This window comes from Brevibacillus reuszeri (genome assembly GCF_002897295.1).
In the GTDB taxonomy this organism is placed as follows: Bacteria; Bacillota; Bacilli; order Brevibacillales; family Brevibacillaceae; genus Brevibacillus; species Brevibacillus reuszeri_A.
On record NZ_BEXF01000009.1, the window covers coordinates 1 to 23,755 of the forward strand.

27 protein-coding genes are annotated in these 23,755 nt (G+C 43.9%); 19 read left to right on the forward strand and 8 right to left on the reverse strand.

Features of this window, described 5'->3' with window-relative positions:
• The 16 genes from C3B52_RS15575 to C3B52_RS15650 all read left to right on the forward strand — a co-directional run.
• A partial coding sequence (locus C3B52_RS15575; RefSeq protein ID WP_103107275.1) for a dipeptidase occupies nucleotides 1-710 on the forward strand: 710 nt, incomplete at its 5' end.
• 113 nt (nucleotides 711-823) lie between these two features.
• Complete coding sequence (locus tag C3B52_RS15580; protein WP_103107277.1) at nucleotides 824-2,464, forward strand: ABC transporter substrate-binding protein; 1,641 nt, start codon at nucleotides 824-826, stop codon at nucleotides 2,462-2,464.
• Between the two features lie 148 nt (nucleotides 2,465-2,612).
• Nucleotides 2,613-2,858 (forward strand): spore gernimation protein GerQ, encoded by a 246-nt coding sequence (locus tag C3B52_RS15585; RefSeq protein ID WP_103107278.1) that lies wholly within the window; start codon nucleotides 2,613-2,615, stop codon nucleotides 2,856-2,858.
• A gap of 13 nt (nucleotides 2,859-2,871) precedes the next feature.
• Nucleotides 2,872-3,240 (forward strand): spore coat protein, encoded by a 369-nt coding sequence (locus tag C3B52_RS15590; RefSeq protein ID WP_103107280.1) that lies wholly within the window; start codon nucleotides 2,872-2,874, stop codon nucleotides 3,238-3,240.
• Nucleotides 3,241-3,258: 18 nt separating this feature from the next.
• Nucleotides 3,259-4,395, forward strand: coding sequence for a zinc-dependent alcohol dehydrogenase (locus tag C3B52_RS15595; protein WP_103107282.1), 1,137 nt, complete (start codon nucleotides 3,259-3,261; stop codon nucleotides 4,393-4,395).
• Nucleotides 4,396-4,426: 31 nt separating this feature from the next.
• Nucleotides 4,427-4,621 (forward strand): hypothetical protein, encoded by a 195-nt coding sequence (locus tag C3B52_RS15600; protein WP_103107284.1) that lies wholly within the window; start codon nucleotides 4,427-4,429, stop codon nucleotides 4,619-4,621.
• 18 nt (nucleotides 4,622-4,639) lie between these two features.
• Entirely contained in the window at nucleotides 4,640-4,933 is a 294-nt protein-coding gene (locus tag C3B52_RS15605; RefSeq protein ID WP_103107286.1) for a spore coat protein, read from the forward strand.
• Nucleotides 4,934-5,050: 117 nt separating this feature from the next.
• The gene (locus C3B52_RS15610) at nucleotides 5,051-5,728 is read left to right on the forward strand and encodes a response regulator transcription factor (protein ID WP_103107288.1); all 678 of its coding nucleotides are present in this window, start codon (nucleotides 5,051-5,053) and stop codon (nucleotides 5,726-5,728) included.
• Complete coding sequence (locus C3B52_RS15615; protein WP_103107290.1) at nucleotides 5,725-7,077, forward strand: HAMP domain-containing sensor histidine kinase; 1,353 nt, start codon at nucleotides 5,725-5,727, stop codon at nucleotides 7,075-7,077. Before C3B52_RS15610 ends, C3B52_RS15615 begins: the two co-directional genes overlap by 4 nt.
• Nucleotides 7,078-7,155: 78 nt before the next feature.
• Nucleotides 7,156-7,851 carry a hypothetical protein gene (locus tag C3B52_RS15620; protein ID WP_103107292.1) on the forward strand — a complete coding sequence of 232 codons (696 nt, stop codon included), beginning with the start codon at nucleotides 7,156-7,158 and terminating at the stop codon, nucleotides 7,849-7,851.
• Nucleotides 7,851-8,861: a S41 family peptidase gene (locus C3B52_RS15625; RefSeq protein ID WP_103107294.1), complete on the forward strand. Its 1,011-nt coding sequence runs from the start codon at nucleotides 7,851-7,853 to the stop codon at nucleotides 8,859-8,861. The genes C3B52_RS15620 and C3B52_RS15625 overlap by 1 nt, the downstream gene beginning before the upstream one ends.
• Before the next feature lie 186 nt (nucleotides 8,862-9,047).
• Nucleotides 9,048-10,328: an erythromycin esterase family protein gene (locus C3B52_RS15630; protein ID WP_103107296.1), complete on the forward strand. Its 1,281-nt coding sequence runs from the start codon at nucleotides 9,048-9,050 to the stop codon at nucleotides 10,326-10,328.
• A 199-nt stretch (nucleotides 10,329-10,527) separates the two neighbouring features.
• Nucleotides 10,528-12,450, forward strand: a complete 1,923-nt coding sequence (locus C3B52_RS15635; RefSeq protein ID WP_235615731.1) for a transporter substrate-binding domain-containing protein — start codon at nucleotides 10,528-10,530, stop codon at nucleotides 12,448-12,450.
• Nucleotides 12,450-13,817 (forward strand): sigma-54-dependent transcriptional regulator, encoded by a 1,368-nt coding sequence (locus C3B52_RS15640; protein WP_103107298.1) that lies wholly within the window; start codon nucleotides 12,450-12,452, stop codon nucleotides 13,815-13,817. The genes C3B52_RS15635 and C3B52_RS15640 overlap by 1 nt, the downstream gene beginning before the upstream one ends.
• Nucleotides 13,814-14,797, forward strand: a complete 984-nt coding sequence (locus C3B52_RS15645; RefSeq protein ID WP_103107300.1) for a TAXI family TRAP transporter solute-binding subunit — start codon at nucleotides 13,814-13,816, stop codon at nucleotides 14,795-14,797. The genes C3B52_RS15640 and C3B52_RS15645 overlap by 4 nt, the downstream gene beginning before the upstream one ends.
• Before the next feature lie 326 nt (nucleotides 14,798-15,123).
• A complete protein-coding gene (locus tag C3B52_RS15650; protein ID WP_103107302.1) occupies nucleotides 15,124-16,440 on the forward strand; it encodes an MFS transporter in 1,317 nt (438 codons plus the stop codon).
• Nucleotides 16,441-17,231: 791 nt separating this feature from the next.
• On the opposite strand, the gene C3B52_RS15655 is transcribed toward C3B52_RS15650, so the two are convergent.
• Both C3B52_RS15655 and C3B52_RS15660 read right to left on the reverse strand, forming a co-directional pair.
• A complete protein-coding gene (locus tag C3B52_RS15655; RefSeq protein WP_103107304.1) occupies nucleotides 17,232-17,735 on the reverse strand; it encodes a hypothetical protein in 504 nt (167 codons plus the stop codon).
• Between the two features lie 525 nt (nucleotides 17,736-18,260).
• Nucleotides 18,261-19,145 (reverse strand): alpha/beta hydrolase, encoded by an 885-nt coding sequence (locus tag C3B52_RS15660; RefSeq protein WP_103107306.1) that lies wholly within the window; start codon nucleotides 19,143-19,145, stop codon nucleotides 18,261-18,263.
• A gap of 130 nt (nucleotides 19,146-19,275) precedes the next feature.
• On the opposite strand from C3B52_RS15660, the gene C3B52_RS15665 reads away from it, so the two are divergent.
• A complete protein-coding gene (locus C3B52_RS15665) occupies nucleotides 19,276-19,545 on the forward strand; it encodes a hypothetical protein (RefSeq protein WP_164684796.1) in 270 nt (89 codons plus the stop codon).
• A gap of 7 nt (nucleotides 19,546-19,552) precedes the next feature.
• Here C3B52_RS15665 and C3B52_RS15670 read toward each other — a convergent pair whose 3' ends face one another.
• On the reverse strand, nucleotides 19,553-19,876 hold the full coding sequence (locus C3B52_RS15670) for a hypothetical protein (RefSeq protein WP_103107310.1): 324 nt from the start codon (nucleotides 19,874-19,876) through the stop codon (nucleotides 19,553-19,555).
• 188 nt (nucleotides 19,877-20,064) lie between these two features.
• Nucleotides 20,065-20,358: an Ig-like domain-containing protein gene (locus tag C3B52_RS38205; RefSeq protein WP_164684819.1), complete on the reverse strand. Its 294-nt coding sequence runs from the start codon at nucleotides 20,356-20,358 to the stop codon at nucleotides 20,065-20,067.
• Nucleotides 20,359-20,914: 556 nt separating this feature from the next.
• On the opposite strand from C3B52_RS38205, the gene C3B52_RS15675 reads away from it, so the two are divergent.
• On the forward strand, nucleotides 20,915-21,145 hold the full coding sequence (locus tag C3B52_RS15675) for a YopX family protein (RefSeq protein ID WP_103107312.1): 231 nt from the start codon (nucleotides 20,915-20,917) through the stop codon (nucleotides 21,143-21,145).
• A 95-nt stretch (nucleotides 21,146-21,240) separates the two neighbouring features.
• Here C3B52_RS15675 and C3B52_RS15680 read toward each other — a convergent pair whose 3' ends face one another.
• Together C3B52_RS15680 and C3B52_RS15685 are read right to left on the reverse strand one after the other, a co-directional pair.
• Nucleotides 21,241-21,420, reverse strand: a complete 180-nt coding sequence (locus C3B52_RS15680) for a hypothetical protein (RefSeq protein WP_103107314.1) — start codon at nucleotides 21,418-21,420, stop codon at nucleotides 21,241-21,243.
• A gap of 108 nt (nucleotides 21,421-21,528) precedes the next feature.
• Nucleotides 21,529-21,816, reverse strand: a complete 288-nt coding sequence (locus tag C3B52_RS15685) for a hypothetical protein (RefSeq protein WP_103107316.1) — start codon at nucleotides 21,814-21,816, stop codon at nucleotides 21,529-21,531.
• Nucleotides 21,817-22,018: 202 nt separating this feature from the next.
• Between C3B52_RS15685 and C3B52_RS15690 the strand changes: the two genes are divergently transcribed.
• The gene (locus C3B52_RS15690) at nucleotides 22,019-22,414 is read left to right on the forward strand and encodes a hypothetical protein (protein WP_103107318.1); all 396 of its coding nucleotides are present in this window, start codon (nucleotides 22,019-22,021) and stop codon (nucleotides 22,412-22,414) included.
• Nucleotides 22,415-22,627: 213 nt separating this feature from the next.
• On the opposite strand, the gene C3B52_RS15695 is transcribed toward C3B52_RS15690, so the two are convergent.
• Entirely contained in the window at nucleotides 22,628-22,837 is a 210-nt protein-coding gene (locus tag C3B52_RS15695) for a hypothetical protein (protein ID WP_103107320.1), read from the reverse strand.
• A gap of 68 nt (nucleotides 22,838-22,905) precedes the next feature.
• Nucleotides 22,906-23,334 carry a DUF3888 domain-containing protein gene (locus tag C3B52_RS15700; protein WP_103107322.1) on the reverse strand — a complete coding sequence of 143 codons (429 nt, stop codon included), beginning with the start codon at nucleotides 23,332-23,334 and terminating at the stop codon, nucleotides 22,906-22,908.
• Nucleotides 23,335-23,755: the final 421 nt, after the last annotated feature.

Here is a 23,755-nt window from a genome sequence, read left to right on the forward strand (position 1 = left end):
GGTTTGTTCTCTCTCTTGAAGGAGCCGACCCGCTGTACAACGACCTTAGCTTGCTCCGAATTTTCTATGAACTGGGCGTGCGTTTTATGGGACTCGTCTGGAGCAGGCGCAATTTCGTAGGAGACGGTAGCCACTTTTCTCCGGTACGTGAGGGGAAGAAGGGCGGAATTACCGAGTTCGGCGTGCAATTGATCGAAGCGGCGGAAGCGATGGGGATGATAATCGACGTCAGCCATCTAAACGACGAAGGCTTCTGGGATGTCATGGAGATTGCTAAAAAGCCCATTATCGCTTCCCATTCCAATTGTCGGTCACTCGCCAGTTCCATGCGCAATCTGACGGATGAGCAGATCAAGGCAATCGCTTCAACCAATGGGGTGATTGGGATCAATGGCGTCAATATTTTCGTAGCGGATTCGGATGACAAGTCCGATCTGGAGCATCTGCTGAACCATGTGGATCACATCGCCGCTCTCGTTGGAGTAGAACACGTGGGAATCGGTCTGGATATTATCGAGCCGTTTATGAAATACGATTCACCAGTCGCCATGACGGAGGCAGAACGCAAAGATTTTGACGTCGTGAAGGGACATATTCAGGTTCCTGAGATTGCTAAGGCACTAGCCAAGAGGGGGTACACAGATGAAGCCATCCGGCTGATTATGGGCAAAAACTTCATCCGTGTATATAAGGAAGCCTGGAAGTGCTAAACATGCTCGAAATGGCTGTTTACGCATCATTTCTGCCAAGAGAGAACGGGATTAGCGACTGGATAACGACTATTGGCGGATAAAAGAATACGCCAAGAAGAAGGAGGCTCGCCGTGTTACGAAAGCACTTGGATCACCGCATCAAATACTTACTGTTCACTTGCATGCTCGCTTTTATTGCAGCAGGATGTGCGTCTGCGCCTCCATCAGTAAAAACACAGAATCAACAGTCAAAATCACCTGACAGCCTGACGCCGAAAAGAGGAGGAACAATTACAATCGGGTACCAAGCAGAGCCGGATACATTAGACCCGCAAAAAACGGCTCTATCAGCCGGAAACTTCGTAGGCGGCTTTCTGGGAGGAGGCTTGGTGGTTCAAGACCCATACACCTTTGAGCTGAAGCCTCATCTGGCTGAATCGTACAAAATCTCAGAGGATGGGAAGACCTGGACGTTTAAACTGCGCCAGGGCGTGAAGTTTCACGATGGAACACCGCTGACGGCATCCTCCTTCAAGCAAAGCATGGAGCGAGCAATGGATCCAAAGACGGCCTCACCACTTTCTGGACAAGAGCTAACTGCGATCCAGTCCATTTCTGCTCCCGATGACTCCACCCTGATTCTTCAGTTGAGTCAACCATCTGCTCCACTGCTAAGTGCCTTGGCCTATGGAGGATACCAGCAGCCAGTAGCAATGGAGGCGCTGAAAAAGTACGGAAATGATTTTGGACGAAATCCCGTCGGCGTAGGCCCGTGGAAGTTTGAGAGCTGGAAGACAGGGGAATCCATTACGCTGACTCGAAACGAAGATTATCAGTGGGCAGCTCCGTTCGTGGAGAATCAAGGGCCAGTGCGGCCTGACAAGCTTGTCATCAAATTTATTAAAGACAATCAAACGCTGATGGCAGCGCTGGACAGTGGAACGATTGATATCGCGAATGTACCTGCAAAAGACGTAAAGAAGTACAAGGATGATAAGGACTTCACGGTCTTGGAAGGGATGCAGCCAGTTGAGAACTTTATCGGCATGAATTTGCAAAATGAGATTTTACAAGATATCAACGTGCGCAAAGCTCTTAATCTGGCAATCAACAAAGAAGCGCTAATCATCGCAGACGTGCAAGGAGAGGGAGTACCTGTCTACGGACCGATCCCAGCTACAATGTTTGGATACGACCCAGCAGTGGAGCAGTACGGCTACAAATACAACAAAGAGGAAGCGATGCGATTGCTGGAAGAGGCAGGCTGGAAGATAGGAGGGCAAGGAATTAGGGAAAAGGACGGCAAAGAGCTCAGCCTTCTGATGATCATCGACAATCCGAAGCCAGGAAATCAGCTTGTGCAAAGTATGCTGAAAGAAATTGGCATCGATCTGAAGCTTCAAAGCTATGAAATGGCCACGGCCTCAGCGCAAGCAGTAAAAGGGGCATTCGATTTATTGGCAACTGATCACGGAAGCAATGACCCGCATATTTTGGATCTGCTCTTTAATTCCAATCAAATCGGCGGTTTAAACTTTTTCCGCATCAGCAATAAAGAGCTGGACAGCCTGCTGGAAAAAGGTGCCACAACAACGGATAGCGGGGAAAGACAGAAAGTGTATGCTGACATCCAGAAATTGATAGTTGATGAAGCTTACTGGATTCCGTTGTATTCTGCAAAGACATTCCAGGTCATCAACAATCGCATTCAAGGTGTCAAGCCAAACCCGCTCGCGACACTTAATGTCCAGGATATGTGGGTGAACGAATGACTTGAAATAGAATTGCATAAGTAGAAGCAGGAAAAATGGCCGCCGATTGGTGGTCTTTTTTGCGTTTTCTCCCTTTTACAACAGAATATCAAAACCAGCAAAGGAGAGAATACTACTGTTCATGCTTCGAAAGGAGGAAGATTGCTGAATGAACAAACTCACGCTTGCTGCTCATGAATCGTTAGAAATTCATGAAGCTCTTAACTTCAAGACACTCTGCCTAGCCAAGTCAAAATTGATGCAAGGAATTGTGTTTGATCAGGAGTTAAAGGCATTAATGCAAAAGGACGTCGAACAATCTACGCAAGCGATTGCCGAGCTTCAGGCTATCTATAAAAAAGCACCTTTCCAAGCTCCAGTTCCACAAAATCGTCCCACTCCTATAATAAATTGAAGGTGAGATTCGAATGAACCATGATTATCTAGACCCGATTAATTCATTAAACATGCCGGAGCTGGCTGATATGACATTTGCCATGGACTTTCTCATTCGTGCCAAGGAGGGGGTCAGAAACACTGCGGTAGCATTGACTGAAACCGTAACGCCTGAGGCGAGAGCTGTGCTGCGCAAGCAACTCCATCAAGCAATTTCCCTGCACCAAGAAATAGCCCAGCTCATGATCAGTAAAAAATGGTTTCATCCTTATGAACTCAATGAACAGTATCAATTGGATCAACTTTCGGCAATAAATACCATCCAAATCGGGCAAATGAAGCTTTTCCCCGGGGATACCTCGCGTAAAGGCATGTTCGATCGAACGCCAGATGAACATTAATATTTGGAGGAACTATGGATGAAAGCAGTGACGTATCAAGGCATTAAAAATATTGTCGTGAAGGATGTTCCTGATCCAAAAATTATGAAGCCTGACGATATGATAGTCAAGCTGACAAGCACCGCCATTTGCGGGTCCGACCTGCATTTAATCCATGGAATGATTCCTAATTTGCAGGAAGACTACATCATTGGTCATGAACCGATGGGGATCGTGGAAGAGGTAGGCCCCGGAGTGACTAAACTCAAAAAAGGCGATCGCGTCATCATTCCGTTCACCATTGCATGTGGAGAGTGCTATTACTGCAAAAATCAGTTAGAAAGCCAATGTGACAATTCAAACGAACACGGAGACATGGGGGCATTCTTTGGATATTCGGGTACTACTGGAGGGTATCCAGGGGGACAAGCGGAGTATTTGCGTGTGCCCTTTGCTAATTTTACTCATTTCAAACTTCCTGAGGACTGTGAAGTGGAAGATGAGAAGCTTTGTCTGATTTCCGATGCGATGTCGACCGCATACTGGACCGTAGATAATGCAGGTGTGAAGAATGGAGATACAGTAATTGTATTGGGATGTGGACCCGTTGGCCTACTTGCACAAAAGTTTTGCTGGTTAAAGGGCGCCAAGCGTGTGATCGCGGTTGACTATGTTGATTATCGGTTGCAGCACGCAAAACGTACGAATAACGTAGAAACGATAAACTTCGAGCAAGAGCAAAACATTGGAAACCACCTAAAAGAGATTACGCAGGGCGGGGCTGATATTGTCATCGATGCAGTTGGAATGGACGGAAAGATGACTGATCTGGAGTTTATTGCGAGTGGCCTAAAATTACAAGGTGGCGCACTTGGTGCAGTGGTAATTGCGTCGCAAGCGGTACGAAAGGGTGGCACGATACAAATTACCGGCGCCTACGGTGGACGATATAATGCATTCCCTCTCGGTGATATCATGCAAAGAAACATCACGATTCGCTCAGGACAAGCACCAGTAATCCACTATATGCCGTATATGTACGAGCTGATTGCAACGGGAAAAGTGGACCCTGGAGACATCATTACACATGTCATCCCTTTGAGCGAAGCGAAGCGCGGATATGAAGTGTTCGATACCAAAACGGACAATTGCATCAAGGTTATTTTAAAACCCTGATCGTTCACTATGAATGGAGGAGCAAGCTGCGATGGCGTATGCTTTACACGAGCAACTAGAATTGCATGAGATTGCTGCTTTTAAATCCGTATGTATGACAAAGTCCAAAACCATGCAGGGCTTGGTTACAGACGAAACACTGAAACAGCTTTTGGCAGAGGATGTAGAAGTTTCGACAAGACAGCTCCAGGAATTAAATTTACTACTGACAAAAGCAAATACATAAGGGAGGCGCGCGCAGTACATGAACCACATCATTCAAAGCTTAGTAGGAATGGGCGGCATGACTGATCAAGTAGTCGCCATGGACTTGTTGATTTCTGCCAAGAGTGGAGTGAGAAATTACGCCATGGCCCTAACGGAAACCGGTACTCCTGAGATAAAAGAAATACTTACAAAGCAATTGGAGGAAGCGATTGACCTACAAGAGAAAATCAGCATGTATATGATTGAACGAGGCTGGTATCATCCGTGGAATGTTAATGAGCAAATTAAGCTGGATCAACAAAATATCCAAACCTCATTAAAACTGCCTTAGAGCATCCGACATGGGTGCTTTTTTTATTGTTGCAAACCTGACGGTAACGGTTTACAGAACATATCCGTTTTTATTATTGTAAAGTTCAGGGAATTCTTGAAGGAGTGCAACGATAGCATGAGCAAAATACTGATTGTAGACGACGAAGCACACATCCGTGAGCTGATCAGTCTGTTTTTACGAAGCGAAGGATTTGAAATAGAAGAGGCAACGAACGGAACCGAGGCGCTTGCGATTGTAGAGCATTTACCAATTGATCTCGTCATCCTGGATATAATGCTTCCGAACTTGGATGGCTGGGAGCTGTGCAAGCGCATTAAGAATGACTATCCTGACATCCCCATTCTCATGGTGACAGCCATAGGTGAGTCGTTGCAAAAGGTGAAAGGCTTCCAGCTTGGAACCGATGATTATGTCACAAAGCCATTTGATCCATTGGAGCTAGTTATGCGCGTCAAAGCCCTATTGAAGCGGTATCGCATTGCCTTTTCCCAAAAAATCCGTCTTGGTGGTATTGTACTGGATCGGTTAACCTACAAGCTAACGCGTGGTGATGAAGAACTGACACTGCCACTCAAAGAATTCGAGCTGCTTTTTAAGCTAGCCAGTCATCCAGGACAAATTTTCACCCGCGAACAGCTGATTGTGCAGATTTGGGGCAGGGATTATGAAGGTGATGATCGGACAGTCGATGTGCATATCAAAAGGCTGCGTGAAAGGTTCGCAGGCGACTCCGAGCACTTTCGCATTGAAACTGCCCGCAGTCTCGGATATCGGTTAGTGGTGAACGCATGATAAAGACACTGTATTTGCGTCTCGTGTTGACTTTTTTAGCCGTCATACTTATAGCCATTCTCACTTCCTCCCTTATCAGTCTTGCTGTTTACGAGAAAGAGCTAGATGAATTGCAAAGAAGTGAAATAACTGCCATTGGCGAGAATATTATACGCGTTTATGAACAGAGCAAGTATCCTGAATTGAACTCATTTACGAGGAATATGGAAGCGTTAACTGCAAACCCTATTCTTCTCTTCAACGAAGCTGGGCAGTTGATTACAGACGACAAAGGTCCACATACAATCCCTCAAGACGCGATTCAAACCGTATTGGGAGGTCAGCGTTATTTGCCGCCGGATGGCTCGGACCTTGAGTTTATCGGAATGCCACTGCCGATGCAGGATAAACCATATGCTTTGTTTCTACTACCTTCCTCCAAAAATGAAGAAACGATTACTCAGCTATTTTTAACGGTTCTAGCACTGGTGCTGGTCACCGGTAGCATTTGCTATCTCATAGCCGCCAGATATCTCGTGAAGCCGCTCAAAACACTGACGGAAGCGACGAATCAGCTGGCAAAGGGCAATTTCGAGGTTGATGTGAACATAAATCGTTCAGATGAGCTGGGCGCGCTCGCTCATAGCTTTAGGCAAATGGCAGGTGAGCTGAGACAGCTGGAGCAGATGCGACAAGATTTTGTATCCAATGTTTCTCATGAAATTCAATCTCCGCTAACATCCATCACTGGTTTTGCCAAAGCGTTGAAATGCGAGCATCTGGCAGCCGCTGACAATCGGGAGCGTTATATCGATATCATTTTGACAGAAAGTGAGCGGCTCTCCAGGCTGAGTGATCAACTGCTGAGCCTCGTATCCCTCGAATCAAACCATCATCCTTTTACAGCTACGACGTTTCATCTTGACGAGCAAATCAGGCAGGTAGTGGTCAGGAGTGAGCCGTTATGGTCATCCAAGAACATCCTGATTGACTTGATGCTGCCAGAAGCTGTCAAAATAAATGCGGACCAGGATCAGCTCAACCAGGTATGGATGAATCTGCTCGGTAACAGCATCAAATTCACGCCACAAGGAGGGCAGATTCAAATCGAGCTTACAGCAAACCGCAATGAATATGCTGTCACAATCACAGATACGGGTATCGGAATTCCTCCAGAAGAGCTTAATCATATCTTCGTACGCTTTTACAAAACGGATCGATCGCGAAGCAGCAAAGGTAACGGTCTAGGTCTCGCTATCGTGAAGCAAATCATTACGATCCATCATGGAACCATTGAAGTAAAAAGCACGGTTGGCAAAGGAACGACGATAACCGTTACACTTCCCGCAAACTATACAACTTCAAAGTAAAATTTTTTGTTCATGCTCCGTTCATATTTCTCCTCTACGCTTTGCACAGGCTTGAAATTTTGAGGGAGGAACGGTAGCATGAGTTTCTTGATCCATTTCGTTACATCGTTTACTTGGTTCACAGTTTTTGAAACGATACTTTTTTTCACGAATGTACTGGTTTTCTTCAGGTATGGTCTTCCTTTTCGAAAACCTCACCGTTTGCTCGATTTTTTACCGAGCGTAGCTCTGCTGATTGCCATTGTCAGTTTTCTATATGGTGATACCACCTTACTGGCGCTCGTATTCTATGCCGTAACCTTGATTGTTTTCTTGTGCACGATTAAGAGCGTATTCAAGCGTTCCTCGTCTGAGCCTAGGTTTAAAATCGTGAGGGCATTGTTTTGCGTAGCCGGCATTATCGTTCTGCTAAGCACGCCTACGTATGCTGGAGAACTCAGGTACAATCCAGTCAGTGAATTTAGTGAAATGAGCTATTCGCAAGCATTTGTTTTGTTAAATGAGCGATTATCCAGAGAATACCCATTTGGCGAGTGGAAGCAGGTTAACTGGCAGGGTTTGAAGGAAAAGTACGAACCCCTTTTTAAAAAGGCAGAGGAAGAAAAAAACAAAGACCTTTACTACCAAACTTTGCGGGAATATCTATTTTCCTTTCGAGATGGTCATATCAAAATCAGGAACGAAAATCTGTATGAGGATAATCCAGTATTTAAAAGAGAAGCTGGTGGCGGCTTGGCATCAGCACGATTCAGCTGGATAATGGCAAGGTTTTAGTGAATTTGGTTGTGGAAGGAAGCCCTGCTGAACAACATGGAATAAAGGTAGGCGCAGAAATCATTACATGGGATGGGAAAGCAACGAAGGACGCTTATCAACAAGCCACCTGGAGCGAAAATCCGATGGGAACTGAGGGAGATATAAACTATAATCGAGGCAGGTTTATGGTTCGCGCCCCCATTGGAAAAGAGATTCCTGTTGAATATCAGAATGTAGACGATCGTAAGCGCACCAAGCTCATTTTAAAAGCGTATGACGACAATTATGAAACCTTAAAGAAAACGAGAGTAAAATGGAAAAAAGAAGATAATCCCATTGATGCCGAAATCGTCGGGGACGGATACGGTTACTTGAAAATCAGATACTTTCTGCCTAACGAGACAGTTCCAGATCCTGTAAAAAAAGTGAAGGAAATATTGAATTGGTTTCACAGTCAGAACACCAAGGGCTTAATTATTGATGTTCGGGATAATCCAGGCGGTAGTGATGATTTGGTTGCAGCCATTGCAGGTTTATTTGTTCCTAAGGAAACCACCTATGAGCATGTCAGCTATTACAATCGAGTAACGGGTAGCTTTGAGCTCAATCCTTTTGAGACGCGTATAGTCGTGCCCACCGCACCTCAATACGATGGAAACATTGCCATTATCATGAACAACAAAACTGCTAGTTCAGGAGAAGGGCTGCCAATCCTGCTAAAGGGCTTGCCCCACGTAAAAAGCGTAGGTTTTACGACGACGAATGGTTCATTTGGTGTGGTTAGCAGTCCGATTGAAGCTGAGATGCCAGAGGGCTACATCGTCCATTTCCCTGATGGAAGGTCGTTAAATCAAGACTATATTATTCAAGGTGACAGTAATGGTCAGGGACAAGGTGGGGGAGTTCCCGATGTGCTTATCCCATTAAATGAGGAAACCTTTCATGCAAAATATGTACAAGGAAAAGATGTCGAATTAGAGTATGCGCTGAAAGCATTAGCTGCAATGTCTGTCCCATCCACGCGTTAATAGACTCTACCAAACCATGTTGACCACCTTTTGCGGGTGGTTTTTTTGTTATTGCGATCAGACTCACTGACTTGAAAAAATTTGATATAGGTAAACAGCATTGATCGAGTGTATAATGGTGTAAATGGTAAGAAAAACCAAAACGTGAGATGTTGTACCAATGCAGCTCAAGAAAGAGAGATCGATATGAAGAAAAAGCTCCTGATTGCAATATGCTCGCTCCTCATGATGAGTATGCTGACTGGCTTCCATTCTCAGCAGGCGAACCCACTACAACAGTCTCTGCAATCAAGTCTAGTTCCCGTTGCAAAAATGGAACTGCCAAAGAAAACCATCATAGGATTTGGAGAGGCTACACATGGAAACAAGCAGTTTACCACGCTGAAATTAGATGTTTTTAAGCATTTGGTGGAACAACAAGGCTTTCGCGTCTTTGCCATCGAGGGAGATTTCGGTGGAGGACAGAAGGTGAATGAATACATAGGAGGAGGAAGTGGGACAGCCGAGGAAGCTGCGAGGGCGATCGGCTTTACGATTTACAATACGAAAGAAATGGCTGAGCTGCTCTCCTGGATGCGCTCCTATAATGAGCAAGCGACTGCAGGAAATAAAGTTCATTTTTACGGCTTTGATATGCAGCGCTATGACCAGAACAAAAACGGGCTATTCACGTACATGAAAAAGGTGGACCCGCCACTTGCTGCAAAATATGAGTCAGCGCTGGCGAATCTGAATGATAAAACGGTATATGATCAGAAGCCAGCCATCGTGCAGGAGGGGCTCTCTCATATTAGCAGCCTGATGAAGCAAATGCATGAAAACAAATCTGCTTATATCGCAAAAAGCTCTGAGAAAGATTTCGATCTGGCAGTAGCCTTTGCCGAGTCGATCAAGCAAAATGCTACATTGCGTGGAATGAATATAAATTATAGCAGCACGCGCGATTACTATATGGCTGAGAAAGTGAAATGGATTTTATCCTTTGAAAAGAAGTATGATGGACGACAAAACCTGTTCATCGCCGGACATAACGGACATATTGAAAAAACTTCCACAACCATGGGAATCGTTACCTGCATGGGAGCGCATCTAGCAAAAGCGTTCGGGGACGAATACTACGCGATCGGAAGCGAATTTTACGAAAGCAAGTTTCTTGCAAATGACGCAACGACCAACGAACAAAAAGAATTTTATGTCAAAAATAGCGGGAATCATCGTTTAGCTACTCTGTTTGCAAATACAAAATGGACAGATGGATTCCTGGATTTTACCAAGGCAAAACATGATGAAGCAGTTACGGCTTATCTGAATCGTCCTCAGCCCGTTAGTGCGATTGGTGCCGTCTTTAGTGGATGGTATGGATCAATAGAAAAGATGTACACCTTGCAAATGATACCGGCAAAAGCTTTTGACGCTCTCATTTTCGTGAGGACAGCTACACCTTCGACGATGTTAACGAATCGGTGATACGGTTGGTGCCGCTGCCAATGCCACTACAAAGAGAATGCCCCTCCTTTCTTTACGGATGAAGGCATTCTCTTTTCTATTTCCACAGCCTTTTTAACCAGCTGCCAGGGGGAGAGTTCTTTTCAAGGCTGCTCATATCGTCCATAATAGGAATTTGAAATGCTATGTGCTGATGTTCATATGTTGGGGGTGGTTATTTTTGCGGCAGGTAGGTATGCTCATGATTTTACTAACGATAACGCTCTACTCCTTTCTGCCCGGACTGGCGGAAGCGCAAGAAGAACGCCTGATTAGAGTTGGCTTCGACAAAAGCTTACCACCTTTATCTTATTTGGATAAGTACGGCGAGCCAGCCGGTTTTGATATCGATCTGATTCGGAAAATGGCTACGCTTCACGGCTATCAGATTCAATTCGTTCCTCTGGAATGGGAGGATACCGTAATCCAGTTAAAAGCGGGACAGCTGGATCTGGTTGTCGGGATGAAATATACGAGCACGCGCGATACCTTTTTTGACTTTAGTGATTCCTATTTGACGATGGCTGACGCTCTGGTCGTCCCTTTAGCAACCCGCGATATATCTGGGATCAATGATCTGAGAGGGAAAGTGGTTGCAGTTCAACGAGACGACGCAGGAATCTCCCAATTAGAAAGCATCAGAGGTGGCAAGCTGCTGGTCGCCTTTAACCAACCTGATGCGATGGAGATGCTGTTTGTAGGGAGAGCCGATGTTTTTCTGGGAAACCGGTGGACCGCTGAATACGTTCTGCAAAAAGCTGGAAACCAGCAAGACTACCGGATTCGTACGGGGCTGATTCCGCCATCCGATTATGCTTTTGCTGTGCGAGAGGGCAATTATGAGCTGTTGAACAAGCTGAATGAAGGCTTGGCAGAGCTGCATCAAAACGGCACCTATGAGTCTTTATACTCCCAGTACCTCGAACCCTATAATGCTTTGGCGATCGAATGGTGGCGCAAGCTTGTGTACGGCTTGCTTATCGTGATGGGGCTGGTTGTGTTCGTTCTGGCAGCAAGCTTTCTATGGAATAAACGTTTGCAAAGAGAGGTTAAGCTTCAGACAGCTGCATTGGCGGACAGCTTTGCTTTTCAAACGAAAGTGCTGGACAGCGTGGACAATGGGATTCTGTCTTTTGACCAAGCAGGGAGAATAACACTGATTAATCGGGCAGCACGAAAATTGCTGGGATTGAATAAACAGCCAGCAGAGATTTATGTGTTGGACTGCTTACCCCAGCTACCGGTTCAACAGGTACTGGGTTCGGGGAATCGGCACTATCTAGAAGGAGAGCTCCACCTCGGGGATGGAACAGGCCGGATCGTTTACTACTATACCGCATCCTTAGTTAATTCAGTGGGGGAGCAGGTAGGCGGAATTCTTTGTCTGCAGGATCGGACAGAGCAGAAGCATCTGCAAGCACGATTGATCGCACAGGAAAAAATGCGTGCCTTGGGAGAGCTCGTTGCAGGGATTGCCCATGAAATCCGCAATCCGCTGACAGCCATCAAAACCTTTACCGAATTGCTTCCCAAAAAGCTTGATGATTCCCGTTTTCGGGCAGAACTCCTGGAGCATGTTCCAGAAGAAGTAGCTAGGATGAACCGGATCATTGAGGATTTGTTAGATTATTCACGAGAAAAGCCTGTCCAGAAAAAATGGGTGAAGCTATTCGACCTGGTTCAGTCGGTGTTGGGCTTATTTACGAAACGAATCGAAAACGAGGGGATTAGGACTGCCATTGATATATCTCCCGAATTGGAAGTGCTTGTAGATCGTGATCGCATCAAGCAGGTGCTGATCAATCTGATTCTCAATGCGATCGAGGCTATGGCTCACTCACAGGACAAGCGATTGACTATATCTACCCTGCAGGATGAGAGAATGGTCTACCTGGCTATTTCCGATTCGGGCTCCGGCATTGAGACGGATGAAATGCAACAAATGTTCCAGCCTTTCTATACGACAAAAAGCCAAGGGATTGGACTTGGCCTGTATATTTGCGAGAAAATCATGAACGATCATGGCGGAGGAATTGAAGTGAAAAGTGATGTGGGTATAGGGACAACCTTCCTACTACGATTTTCAAAGGGAGGAGATTGCTGATGAACATATTGATCATTGATGACGAGCGGGCTATTTGTTCCTCGCTTTCCTTTGCACTTGAGGATGAATACCGTGTGCTTACTGCTTCGGAACCTGAGGAAGGCTTGAGACTGCTGGACGAGGAGCATATCGACGGTGTCTTGCTCGATCTGAATTTACGCGTGGCAAATGGTATCGATCTTCTCCGTGTGATCAAAGAAAGAAAGCCGGAGGTAGTGGTGATTATCATGACGGCGTATGGTTCAATTGAATCGTCCGTCGAAGCGATGAAAGCCGGTGCCTATCATTACCTGTCCAAGCCACTCAATTTGGACGAGGTCAAGCTGCTTCTGACCAAGGCCCTCACGTTTCAACAGCTCCATCGTCAGGTTCAGGTACTCAGCCAAGCGGTTCGGCAGCAGGAAACCTATGCAGGCATCATCGGCAAGAGCAGTGGCATCCAGAAGGTATTCCAATTGATCGAAAAGGTAAAGGACATTAATTCCAATGTATTGATCACAGGAGAAAGCGGTACGGGTAAGGAGTTAGTGGCCCGCGCTATCCATTTTCAAGGATTTCGGCAGAGAGGTGCTTTTTCCGTCATCAATTGTGCGGCAATCCCCGAGCCTTTGCTGGAAAGTGAGCTGTTCGGACACGAAAAGGGTGCTTTTACGGGTGCCTATCAAAAGCAGCAGGGCTTATTTGAACGATCAGATGGGGGCACCATCTTTCTGGACGAAATTGGCGAGATGCCGCTTTCGCTGCAAGCCAAAATATTGCGAGTGATTCAGGAAAAGGTAGTTACCCCGATCGGCTCCCAGCAGCCAAAGGAAGTAGATGTTCGGATAATTTCCGCGACCAATAGGAATCTGCAAACAGAAGTTGCCAAGGGGAATTTTCGCGAGGACCTCTACTATCGCCTGAATGTGATCCCCCTGCATCTTCCGCCGCTGCGTGAGCGCAAAGAGGATGTACCACTGCTTATCGAGCATTTTTTAGCCCTGTACTCGGCGAATATGGGCGTCCGCACGAAAACGTTTAGTCCTGATGCCAAACGCAGGCTGTATGATTATGCATATCCCGGAAATGTCCGCGAGCTGTCTAATATGGTGGAATACGCCGTAGCGCTTTCGGAAAATGATGTGATTCAGCCTGAGGAACTTCCCGAATCCCTACGCAAAGCTAGAAGCGGCGCAGCAGGAGAAGAAGAGACACAGCGTGGTCTTTTGATTCCAGAAGGGCTAACGCTTGCTGAGGCTGAAAGAATGTATATTCTCTTCACACTTGAGCAGAATGAAGGTCATCGTTTGAACACAGCTAAACAATTATCCATTAGTGAGCGGGGACTACGCGAAAAGCTGAAGCAATATTTGAGAGGCCCAGAATGAGAACAATCATGATTTGGATTGCACTGTCCAGCTTCGTCCTGGCATTTTTGATGAGTGGGTGTATGAAAAAAACGGACCTGGCTCCAGTCGGTCAGGGCAGCGAGCAAGCATTTGTAACGATCGCAACAGGTGGAGCTCCCGGGCCGTATTACACAATTGGCAGTGCGTTGGCCAAGGTGTATAAAGATAAGCTCGGATATAATGCTGCGGTGCGTTCTACTGACGGCTCGGTGGAAAATGTTCGCCTTCTGGAAAATAATAAGGCCGACGTGGCGTTCGCTATGTCGGATGTCGCTGCTTTTGCGCTTGGCGGGCAGGAAAGCTTTCAAGCGAGCGGCGCTGCTAAGCATCTGAGTTCAATGGCTGGACTTTATTTGAACTATGTGCAAATCGTAACGTTAAAAGATCGCTCGATACACTCGGTAAACGATCTGAAAGGCAAGCGAGTCGGGGTAGGTGCTCCGAACAGCGGTGTAGAGGTGAATGCACGCATGATTCTAGGGGAGCATGGTATCACTTACAAAGACATCCGGCCTGAATACCTCTCATACGCGGAAGCGATTGATCAGTTGAAGAATAATGCCATTGACGCTGCTTTTGTCACCTCGGGCCTTCCTAATTCTGCTGTCCTGGATTTGCAAAGCACAAATGAAGTCGTGATTGTTCCCATACAGTCGGATACCATTGAGAAGCTCACGAAGCAGTTTCCGTTTTTTGAAAAAGCGCAGCTCCCTGCAGGTATTTACAAAAACAACCAGCCCATTCCGACTGTGGCAATCCGCAATATTCTTCTCGTTCGCTCAGATTTAACAGAAGATCAAGTTTACAAGCTAACCAAGGCTTTCTTCGAAAATCTGGATGTCTTGCAAGAAGCACATGAGGCTGCCAATCAAATTGACAGGAAGGAAGCGGGGAAGGATCTGGTGGTACCGCTCCATCCGGGAGCAGCAAAATTTTACACAGAAAAGGCGAATCCATAGTTTTATCTGCCAATAGAGGATAAAAAGTCCGCTTTAATCAATAGACCCGGCAAAAACTTCCGTATCAAGCGGATTTTTTTGCCGGTTTTTTGTGCCAAGGATTGTTTTAGCAACTCTCCTGCTTTTGCAAAAATATTCGGGCGCGTCTAAAAATTCTTTGTAAAATAGGGTTCCATCGTATGTGAGACATTAGTATTGATTCCCAGTGGGACGAGTTGGCATGCAATTTGCTTTTATGTTTATACGAGCACAAGTTGAAACCGGTTACATTCTTGCAGAAAAGAGGTAAGGTTTCGAAACAGAGTCGACAACAAGGAGGATTCAGAGTGAATCAGACGAATGATCGCGCGAATACGCGACGCATTACGGGCAACATTTTCAAGGGTTCGATCGGTAACCTGATCGAATGGTACGACTGGTACGTCTATTCTGCTTTTGCTGTGTACTTCTCGTCAGAGTTTTTCCCAAAGGGAGACACGACGAGCCAGCTTCTTAACACAGCTGCTATCTTCGCCATCGGATTTCTGATGCGACCACTGGGAAGTCTGTTGATGGGTCGTTACGCAGACCGTCACGGTAGACGCGCAGCCTTGACTCTATCCATCACGGTCATGGCTAGTGGATCGTTGATTATTGCATTAACACCGGGGTATAGCACAATTGGTATTTTTGCTCCTATTATTCTCGTTCTCGCACGGCTATTGCAAGGTTTATCGCTTGGTGGAGAGTATGGAACTTCCGCTACGTACCTGTCTGAGATGGCCAGTAGTGGTCGCCGTGGTTTCTATTCCAGCTTTCAGTACGTGACCCTAATTGCTGGTCAGCTTCTGGCACTCGGTGTTCAGATCATTCTCCAGCAAGTACTCAGTGAAGCCGATATGCACACATGGGGCTGGCGTATTCCGTTCGTAATCGGTGCTCTCGGAGCATTGGCTGTATTGTGGCTGCGCCGTTCAATGGATGAATCGGAGCAATTCACGAAAATGGAGAATAAGACACGTGAAAGCGCGGGAACTCTTCGTGCATTGATGAAGTATCCAAAAGCGGTTCTGACCGTCGTTGGACTGACGCTTGGTGGAACGATCGCCTTTAATACGTACACGACGTATTTGCAAAAATTCATGGTTAATACCGTCGGCCTTCCTAAGGAAACGGTAAGCTGGATCAATTTTACTGCCTTGCTGGTATTCGTAGTGCTCCAGCCGATCGCTGGCATGCTGTCTGACCGAATCGGCCGCCGCCCGCTCTTGATGGCGTTCGGTATTCTGGGAACACTGTTTACGGTACCAATGTTTCTCTTGATGGAGCAAACGAAGAGCCCGATGGTTGCATTCCTGCTGATGATGGTTGGACTGATCATTGTCACAGGCTACACCTCCATTAATGCCATTGTAAAAGCCGAGCTATTCCCGACTGAAATTCGTGCACTTGGGGTAGGGTTCCCTTACGCAATTACAGTAGCCGTATTCGGTGGTACAGCTGAGTTCATTGCGCTTGGGCTCAAAAACATCGGCTCCGAATCTCTGTTTTATTACTACGTAGCTGGCTGTATCGCCATTAGCTTGATCACTTACTGGCGCATGGGAGAAACTTCGAAGGAATCCCGAATTGAAGCTGAGCTGCATTCGAAAAATAAAGCGTAAGCTGATTGGTGATTTGACAAAAGAAATAGAATAGGTAAGACAGAAAAGACGCGAACTGCGTCTTTTTTTATGAGTAAACACATGCTTGATACCAGTTGACGATGGATTGACCAGCTTTTGTGGTAAGAAGCGAGGAGAGGAGTGAAGGTACCGTCATTGGTCAAGGCAGTTGAACCAAATGCTCAAAATGTTCACAGAGAAAATAACCCCCGGACTATCTCCGAGGGCCGTTGATGGATTAACTTACTGTGTGAGTAATAACATTTGATTCGCCTTCGTTCTTACCACCGATAATGACAACTTTAAATAGATAGGTTTTTCCTGCCATTAACTGTGCGGCACGTACAGTATGCTTGGGAATCCCATTAACGGAGACGGATTTAATCCCTAATGGTAGATAAGAATCCTCCCAAGTTTCTCCATTGTCTGTAGACTGCACGATTTTCTCAGATGTGGCGTTCTGGGGGGCGGTGTAGTAAAAATCAATAAATCTACCATGAGATATATGCCAACCATCCCCAGCATTTACAACATCATTAATTGGTTTCTTTTCGCTATTCTCGTCTTATTCCCTTCTCTAATCAAAGGTATTCGAACGAGCCTACACCGTGCGGGCGACTTTCATCGCACACGGCGTTCCATCAACGGATAAAAAGGATTTTACAACGGGCAACTTTAACATACGTCACGTCATCGTTGCTGTCTGCTAACTAAAGTTAACTCATTTGGTTGGCTACTTAACCAAAAGCATATGAATGTGACTATACAAAATGCTCAGTTTGTCAAAATAGTCAAATGTCAGTATTGATTTCATCTAGCATCCAGTCGTTGTCTTTGAGAACAAAATGAAGGATAAGAATAGACTGTCTACCACCTGGATGCCAAACCTCATAACCGGTAATGAAGGAATCTTCTTTGTCCAATGAATAGAACCGTTGTCGAAAAGTGCCTCTGTCAGTTACAAAAGGTACAGATACTTGTTGATCATCAACAAAATATGTGATGGTTTTATTCATAGCTGTCAGCTTTTTTGAAAGATGTGCACGCAATTCTGTTTCCTTGTTTTCGGCCATTAGGCGGAATATTTCTCTTGCTTTGATGTCCAGTATATTTCTCAATTCATATTCTTTTTGCTTTGACTCAAGTTCCTTACTGAGTTTATTTAATTCAAGCTCCAATTCAGTATTTTGTTGTTTCACCTGTTCTAACTCAATTTTGGTTGATTGTAATTCAAGAGAGTTATTAGAACAGCCAGATGCTAGTAAAAGAAACGACAAAAAGTAAAGCTTCTTCATCAGAGCCACTCCTTCTTGTTTAAAAGGTAAGACGAAAAAGTATGCAAAATGTTTCCAATAACAAGTTTGTAAAGTCTTGCGGAAGAGAACTAAAAAATGCTGCTTCTCAGGGAGATTTTGTGCTTCGCTGCATAGGAGAAATGGAAGAAGTATTAATTAGTGGAGGATTGAAGCAAAAACCCCCCGGATTACCCGAGGGTCGTTGATGGAAGGAAGTTATCTACAAATGATAAGCCACTTGCTGGAGATTGTGCCTCCTTTGCCGTCGTGAGCTGTTACGGTAATCGTTATTTTACTTCCAATTATTCCCTTCTGTATTTGAGGTTTTCGTTCGAGCCTACACTGTGCGGGCGACTTTCATCGCACACGGCGTTCCATCAACGGATACAAAGGATTTTACAATGGGCAACTTTAACATATGGTAAGCTGGTCAAATTGGGAGATTGATTGGCACATTGTGTAGTGAATAAACGAGCTGCCAAATGGAGCAATTCACGTAGCTTCCAGCAGTTCATTTAGAATCCTCTATTTACTAGATTCAAGCGCGTCGTTTAGGAAGTATTGGATCAGATTCTTTTCATCGTTACGACTTTGTTTGATTATGTATTCTGATTCCTTTGTTCCCATCAATTGTTTTTGAAAAAATGCAAGAATGGAATTCAGTATCTCATCCATTGACATATTTCCACCGATAAGTCCATGATCGGCACCTTTGATACGAAGAAAGCTAACATCATCAAGCGCCTCATACAATAACTCGGACTGATTGATTGGAACGATGCTATCCGCATCACCGTGGACAATAAAAAAAGGCGGAGTCTTCTTGTGTATATACCTCATGGGGTTTGCTCGCGATACTAATTCTATATTTTCTGTTAAGGTTTTAATGCCAAACAGTCTAGCATCTGGCGAATTCGGGAGATCATGCCAGCCGCCCATTTTGGAAAGATCAGTTGGTCCAGATAGGGTGCACACAGCTTGTACTTCACTTGAATACTCTTCATTTCCACCGATTCCCTCAAGCTCAGCGATCGAGGCTGATGTCCCAAGTAAGGCAGCCAAATGACCACCAGAAGAGTGACCCCATACCCCAATTTTTGACGGATCAATACTGTATTCACGACCATGAGCACGCACCCAGCGTACGGCTGCTTTTACATCATGTATTTGTGCTGGAAAGCTGGCTTCTCCACTTAGACGATGATTAATGTTGACACATACAAAACCGTGCTTGGCAAATCGCGCATTCCAACTGCGTCCTCCTTCCGCGGCTTTATCTCCTCTCATCCAACCGCCTCCATGGATATAGATGATCGCAGGCATAGGACGTTCAGGAGGATCATCTTGCATAATGATATCTAGGCAAACAGGTTTTTCATTTTGTGTACAAAAAGGAATATCTTCAATCAATTTTATTTTAATGATTTCTCATCCTTTCAAAAATCTTGAATATTTTGTTCTGCGAGTTGAGGATAACATAAAATTGGTAGTTGAATTAGGTAATATTTTGAACATTTGTAAAATTTAACGTATTGGTTAAGTGGAAAAAACGATGCTTGATTGCGCATTAATATGGACATTCACGCCGCAATTGCCAGCAGGTGCGGGAGCCACTTTAGTCACAGCAGAGGATGCAGTTACGGAAATTTTGAAAGACATCCGGGAACACGGACTTAAAGTAAATGACTGGATCGATGGAGCATACACGATTTTCAAGGATTACCAACTCGTTGTGAAGCCATTGCAGCGATGGCAGTTTGATCATATGCCAGAATTCAGCGGCTATTACCACATCGGTAATTTTGCATAGCAAAAAGCTAATCTAAGATTTCCCAACTTAGAACGTCATCAATACACTCTCCATTGAATGAAATCAGATAGTGATATACAGCTACCTCAGTGCCATTGTGATGGATACTGGCATAAGACTGAACGTATTCATCCTCAAAAAGATAGTTGATGGTAAGTGATATCTTTTTCACACCGACTTTTAATGAGGCAGGATCAATAACATCAAAGGCGTTTAAAAATGAATCAGGGTTGTCAGTTTTCCAATTGTTAATGTAATTCCAAAATCCATCAATTGTTTGTTCAATGACTCGGTGAGTTTTAACAAACTGCTTCAATTCTTCGGTGTTCATAAGCCCTCCAGGACAGTATTTTATGATTGGTATTTTAGCAAAAGATCCAAATTTTGCAAAACACACGATTTGTTAAGTAGGGTCAGCAAAGCGGCAATCTCAGTTCTTAAAAAAATTCCCCCTGGGATAACCCAAGGGAACGTTAATGGAAGTTCTTCTTTTACATGGTCCTTAATCTCCAGAAATGGCTATTTCAAAGTGACTGTGAAAGTCGTAAATTCCGATGCCCCATGGCCATCGGTGGCTGTGATGGTTACTGTAACGACACCACTTTTGTCAGTGAGCCTAGCAATTTCTACGTATTCAAATACATTTATAACAGAGGCTGTAGCGATGCTTGCTTCACTCGAAGTAACTGAGTAGGTCAGAGGATCTAGGTCAGGGTCGGAAAAAATCCCTGCCAGGGGAACATGTAACAATCGCTCGTCAGGGGTCATCGTTTGATTCGGAATAGGATTAACTACGATAGGGGCATGATTGATATTGCTATTCTCGACTTATTCCCTTCTGTTTGTGAGGGATTTCGTTCGAGCCTACACCGTGCAAGCGACTTTCATCGCACACGGCGTTCCATCAACGGATAAGTAGGGAAATTTACAACGGGCAATATAATCGTACAACTCATATGTCTTGATTTACAGTTTTTGTTTTCGACACAAAACTTCGATTTGTCCCAACAATCGATTTGTTAATTCGGAGGAGGATCCCATATGGAAATTCAAGCAGGAAAGCATTATCAGAGCAGTCAGGGCCTTGTACGTTTGTAAAAGGTTTTGAAGAAAAGTCAAACAGGTAAAGTAAGAAGCTAGATCGTATATATCCCGATGTCATCAACTGGTGAAGAAGGATCGGAAAAGTGTTTTGCTCTCTCGACCATGAAGGGGTAGTGACCATTCTCACCGTTGCCAACGAAATCATATACAGTGGATTCTCTTTCGATGTAGATTACGAAAAGATGGGCTTCACAAAAAGACAAAAGAGTAATGAACACCAGATTGGAAACGGTTTTTGTGGTAGATGACTGAGGAGGGGAACGGGATGAAAGCAGGATGCGAGATTAAGTCTAGGTATGTGTTCAAATACTCCAAAACAAGAGAAATACAGACTGCTATCATCACAATTGATGATATAGAACGAAACGATTGGTCGAAAACAATTAAATGGGATAGTTTGGGTTTTGAACTAGTAGATAGGCAACAATACACTGGACTTCACGACAAAAACGGCAATGAAGTTTATGAAGGTGATGTCGTGAGTGATTACAATTGAACCTATTTTTTGCAAAGTGTTTTTTCCCATGAAAGTCACCTGAATTTTGTATTTTCCAAATAATGTATCACGAGATTAGGTAGTTTACAAATTACTCATTTTGATAAGTCTTGTTGCTCGGGCAGCTTATCCCAAACAACAATAATTAGAGTCGCGATTGGACCAAGAAATAATGAAAGGAAGAACCAGTTAAGACCACTGCGGTTTTTACCTTGAGCTAGTCCAGCATTGATAAGCGATAGAGTTCCCCAACCAACAAAAAATTCATTTTCCATTAAGAGTCAATCCTCCAAGGTTCATAAACTTACTAGTATTTAGTAAGACGTAATTAAATCAATAGAGTTTCTATTAAATTAACAAAATGTGTGCCAAGCAAGGCATAATTAATCAAAAAAGAAGAAAAAGATTAAAGCAAAGGTGACACTTGGCACAGATGCCAGAAGGAAATAAATGGTCCATCTCCACCTGCTTTTATGATCTTTCGCGTCATCTTCTTGGTAGTAAGGAGATGGCACCTTAAGGGTATTGTAGACCATTAATCCGCCTAAAGAAATTAATCCAAGAGCAAGATATTCGGAGTAATTGCCTACTTGATCAAAATTCCCAATCGACAACAATACAATTATTAAAAGGGACTGCAAAATTGCCCCAAATCCAAGTGCTTTAACCATGAATACACCTGCTTGTGGAATATTTTTACTGTTAGTACAAACGAAAGAACCAAATGTTTCAAGTAGATGTAGTAAAAGTGAAAGTGCAGTTTCAATTGAACTGTTTCAAATAAATGGAAATAGCGCTAAGATGATCGTTGAGGTTAAATAATTGAGCTTTAGAAGCTACAGGGGAGATTCATTTGTACTGGGGGAAGACTTTATGGAGAAAAAGGTAATTAAATTGCAAAAAGCGGTCAATCAAACAAACCTTTTTGAATGGCAATTGTCACAGTTTAACAAAGAGTCTCTAAAGCTGATAGGAAGTTTTAACTTATCGTACTATCACAGTGTCGAAGTAGTTTTTTATGGTGTCTCATACATTGAATGCCCTACGTATTTTCAATATCCAAGGTTTAGATTGGCTACAAATGAAGAGAATGAACGATTGAAAGTAAAGGACATTGAGTATGAAATTGCTTTTTGTATTGAAGAAGAAGATCTTGATCTCACATATTATATCTGCGCAAGGGGTTTCAATCTAGAATTTTGTACAGTCTATCATTATCGCCGAGAGAATTTAACAAATGGGGAAAGAATAGCAGATTGGGTTAAGTAAAAAATGGCTCAGTGAGCCCTCTAACACCCCTTCATACCAGTATTTTATGGCTGGTTAGGGGGAAGTTTCAAATCATAATTATTATTCAGAACAATTGGCTTGTAAAAGGAGAAGGGCGGCAAAGGTAATGGAGCTAAAGCAGATAGTTTCCAGCCGCCTATAGAGTTTTCGAAGATGGTTTTCTTTCGATACGTGATGAAATTGCTTTAGGACTTATCTTACATCGTTATTATTTGCAATTGGATAGGTACCACTATTTTCAGACGAATTGGTTATTGTTTGAAAACTGTTGAGGATACTCTCCATCTGTTTTATGTCCTGGCTTAGTTCATTTGGGGAGTTTACATGCTTTTTAATATTTGAAGCAAGGCCCTCCATTTGGTCAGCGAGCCTGTGAACTAATCCAACATCGAACTGAGTCATTCGATTCACTCCTTTCAGAGGTAGTTTGCCAAACAAATAAAAAGAAATTCCTTTTAACACATCATTACTTATGTATCTCTTACTATTCTCTTCCAATGAGAGGGGAGTTCATGCGTCTCTAGATGTTCATACTTTATCAATTTCGCCTGACTGGGAGCTATGCCTGGTGAAACCTTAAAGGTTAACCTGTCCTTCCCTACAGAAATATGCGGACCAACAACTGGTGTCACATCAACGGTAACTATAAAACTAAATGAGGTATCAACCCTTTTCGCTAATACAACATCAATCATATAAGGATAAACTTGCGGGTTTTCTGTTAACGTTTTTGAATAATATTTGTTTATCGCAGCTTCAATTTGAGGACTTAACATCAACAAAAACATATCGCTGTATATTTCTTCTCTAGTTTCGTAAGGCACCGACGATTTACCTTCTGCATGAACTAATCCGCTAAACATAAGAAATGCGAGTATTGTCAGAAGAATACTCTTCATACTCTCACCACCCAAAAAAGCATGTGAATTATACTGTCCATTTTTTTCCCTTCTTAAGTGGACATTATACTCTCGAGTATTAGCGGTCTGAAATGAGTAATGTTTGAAAGCTAATCTTGATTTAACACAAAAGAAATGATGTTAAATTAATTCTTGTAAAGGTCTTGATTAAAAAGATGACCAATAATCATGCAAAAATTAACATTCCAACTATCGATAGTATTTGAGAAGAAAGTGACGCGGCTGAAACTATTTCGATCATTGATAGGCGAATGTTTTCTCGATTTAGTTTCGTAAATTTGTGGAAGCGAATTCTGTACAAAAGAAGGCTAACAAAGAACAGTAACAAGACTGTCAGTACGTATTCCATACTAAACCAAAGCCCAGAAGTTACCGATAGTATGACGTTAAATCTTCGCCA

What these genes read in the sequence shown, in the direction of transcription:
- C3B52_RS15695 (WP_103107320.1), bottom strand. Translation starts at nt 22,837, where the DNA reads ATGACTCAGTTCGATGTTGGATTAGTTCACAGGCTCGCTGACCAAATG.
- C3B52_RS15675 (WP_103107312.1), top strand. Translation starts at nt 20,915, where the DNA reads ATGAAAGCAGGATGCGAGATTAAGTCTAGGTATGTGTTCAAATACTCC.
- C3B52_RS15610 (WP_103107288.1), top strand. Translation starts at nt 5,051, where the DNA reads ATGAGCAAAATACTGATTGTAGACGACGAAGCACACATCCGTGAGCTG.
- C3B52_RS15690 (WP_103107318.1), top strand. Translation starts at nt 22,019, where the DNA reads ATGGAGAAAAAGGTAATTAAATTGCAAAAAGCGGTCAATCAAACAAAC.
- C3B52_RS15670 (WP_103107310.1), bottom strand. Translation starts at nt 19,876, where the DNA reads ATGAACACCGAAGAATTGAAGCAGTTTGTTAAAACTCACCGAGTCATT.
- C3B52_RS15680 (WP_103107314.1), bottom strand. Translation starts at nt 21,420, where the DNA reads ATGGAAAATGAATTTTTTGTTGGTTGGGGAACTCTATCGCTTATCAAT.
- C3B52_RS15655 (WP_103107304.1), bottom strand. Translation starts at nt 17,735, where the DNA reads ATGAAGAAGCTTTACTTTTTGTCGTTTCTTTTACTAGCATCTGGCTGT.
- C3B52_RS15645 (WP_103107300.1), top strand. Translation starts at nt 13,814, where the DNA reads ATGAGAACAATCATGATTTGGATTGCACTGTCCAGCTTCGTCCTGGCA.
- C3B52_RS15615 (WP_103107290.1), top strand. Translation starts at nt 5,725, where the DNA reads ATGATAAAGACACTGTATTTGCGTCTCGTGTTGACTTTTTTAGCCGTC.
- C3B52_RS15605 (WP_103107286.1), top strand. Translation starts at nt 4,640, where the DNA reads ATGAACCACATCATTCAAAGCTTAGTAGGAATGGGCGGCATGACTGAT.
- C3B52_RS15630 (WP_103107296.1), top strand. Translation starts at nt 9,048, where the DNA reads ATGAAGAAAAAGCTCCTGATTGCAATATGCTCGCTCCTCATGATGAGT.
- C3B52_RS15590 (WP_103107280.1), top strand. Translation starts at nt 2,872, where the DNA reads ATGAACCATGATTATCTAGACCCGATTAATTCATTAAACATGCCGGAG.
- C3B52_RS15595 (WP_103107282.1), top strand. Translation starts at nt 3,259, where the DNA reads ATGAAAGCAGTGACGTATCAAGGCATTAAAAATATTGTCGTGAAGGAT.
- C3B52_RS15700 (WP_103107322.1), bottom strand. Translation starts at nt 23,334, where the DNA reads ATGAAGAGTATTCTTCTGACAATACTCGCATTTCTTATGTTTAGCGGA.
- C3B52_RS15585 (WP_103107278.1), top strand. Translation starts at nt 2,613, where the DNA reads ATGAACAAACTCACGCTTGCTGCTCATGAATCGTTAGAAATTCATGAA.
- C3B52_RS15600 (WP_103107284.1), top strand. Translation starts at nt 4,427, where the DNA reads ATGGCGTATGCTTTACACGAGCAACTAGAATTGCATGAGATTGCTGCT.
- C3B52_RS15620 (WP_103107292.1), top strand. Translation starts at nt 7,156, where the DNA reads ATGAGTTTCTTGATCCATTTCGTTACATCGTTTACTTGGTTCACAGTT.
- C3B52_RS15685 (WP_103107316.1), bottom strand. Translation starts at nt 21,816, where the DNA reads ATGGTTAAAGCACTTGGATTTGGGGCAATTTTGCAGTCCCTTTTAATA.
- C3B52_RS15640 (WP_103107298.1), top strand. Translation starts at nt 12,450, where the DNA reads ATGAACATATTGATCATTGATGACGAGCGGGCTATTTGTTCCTCGCTT.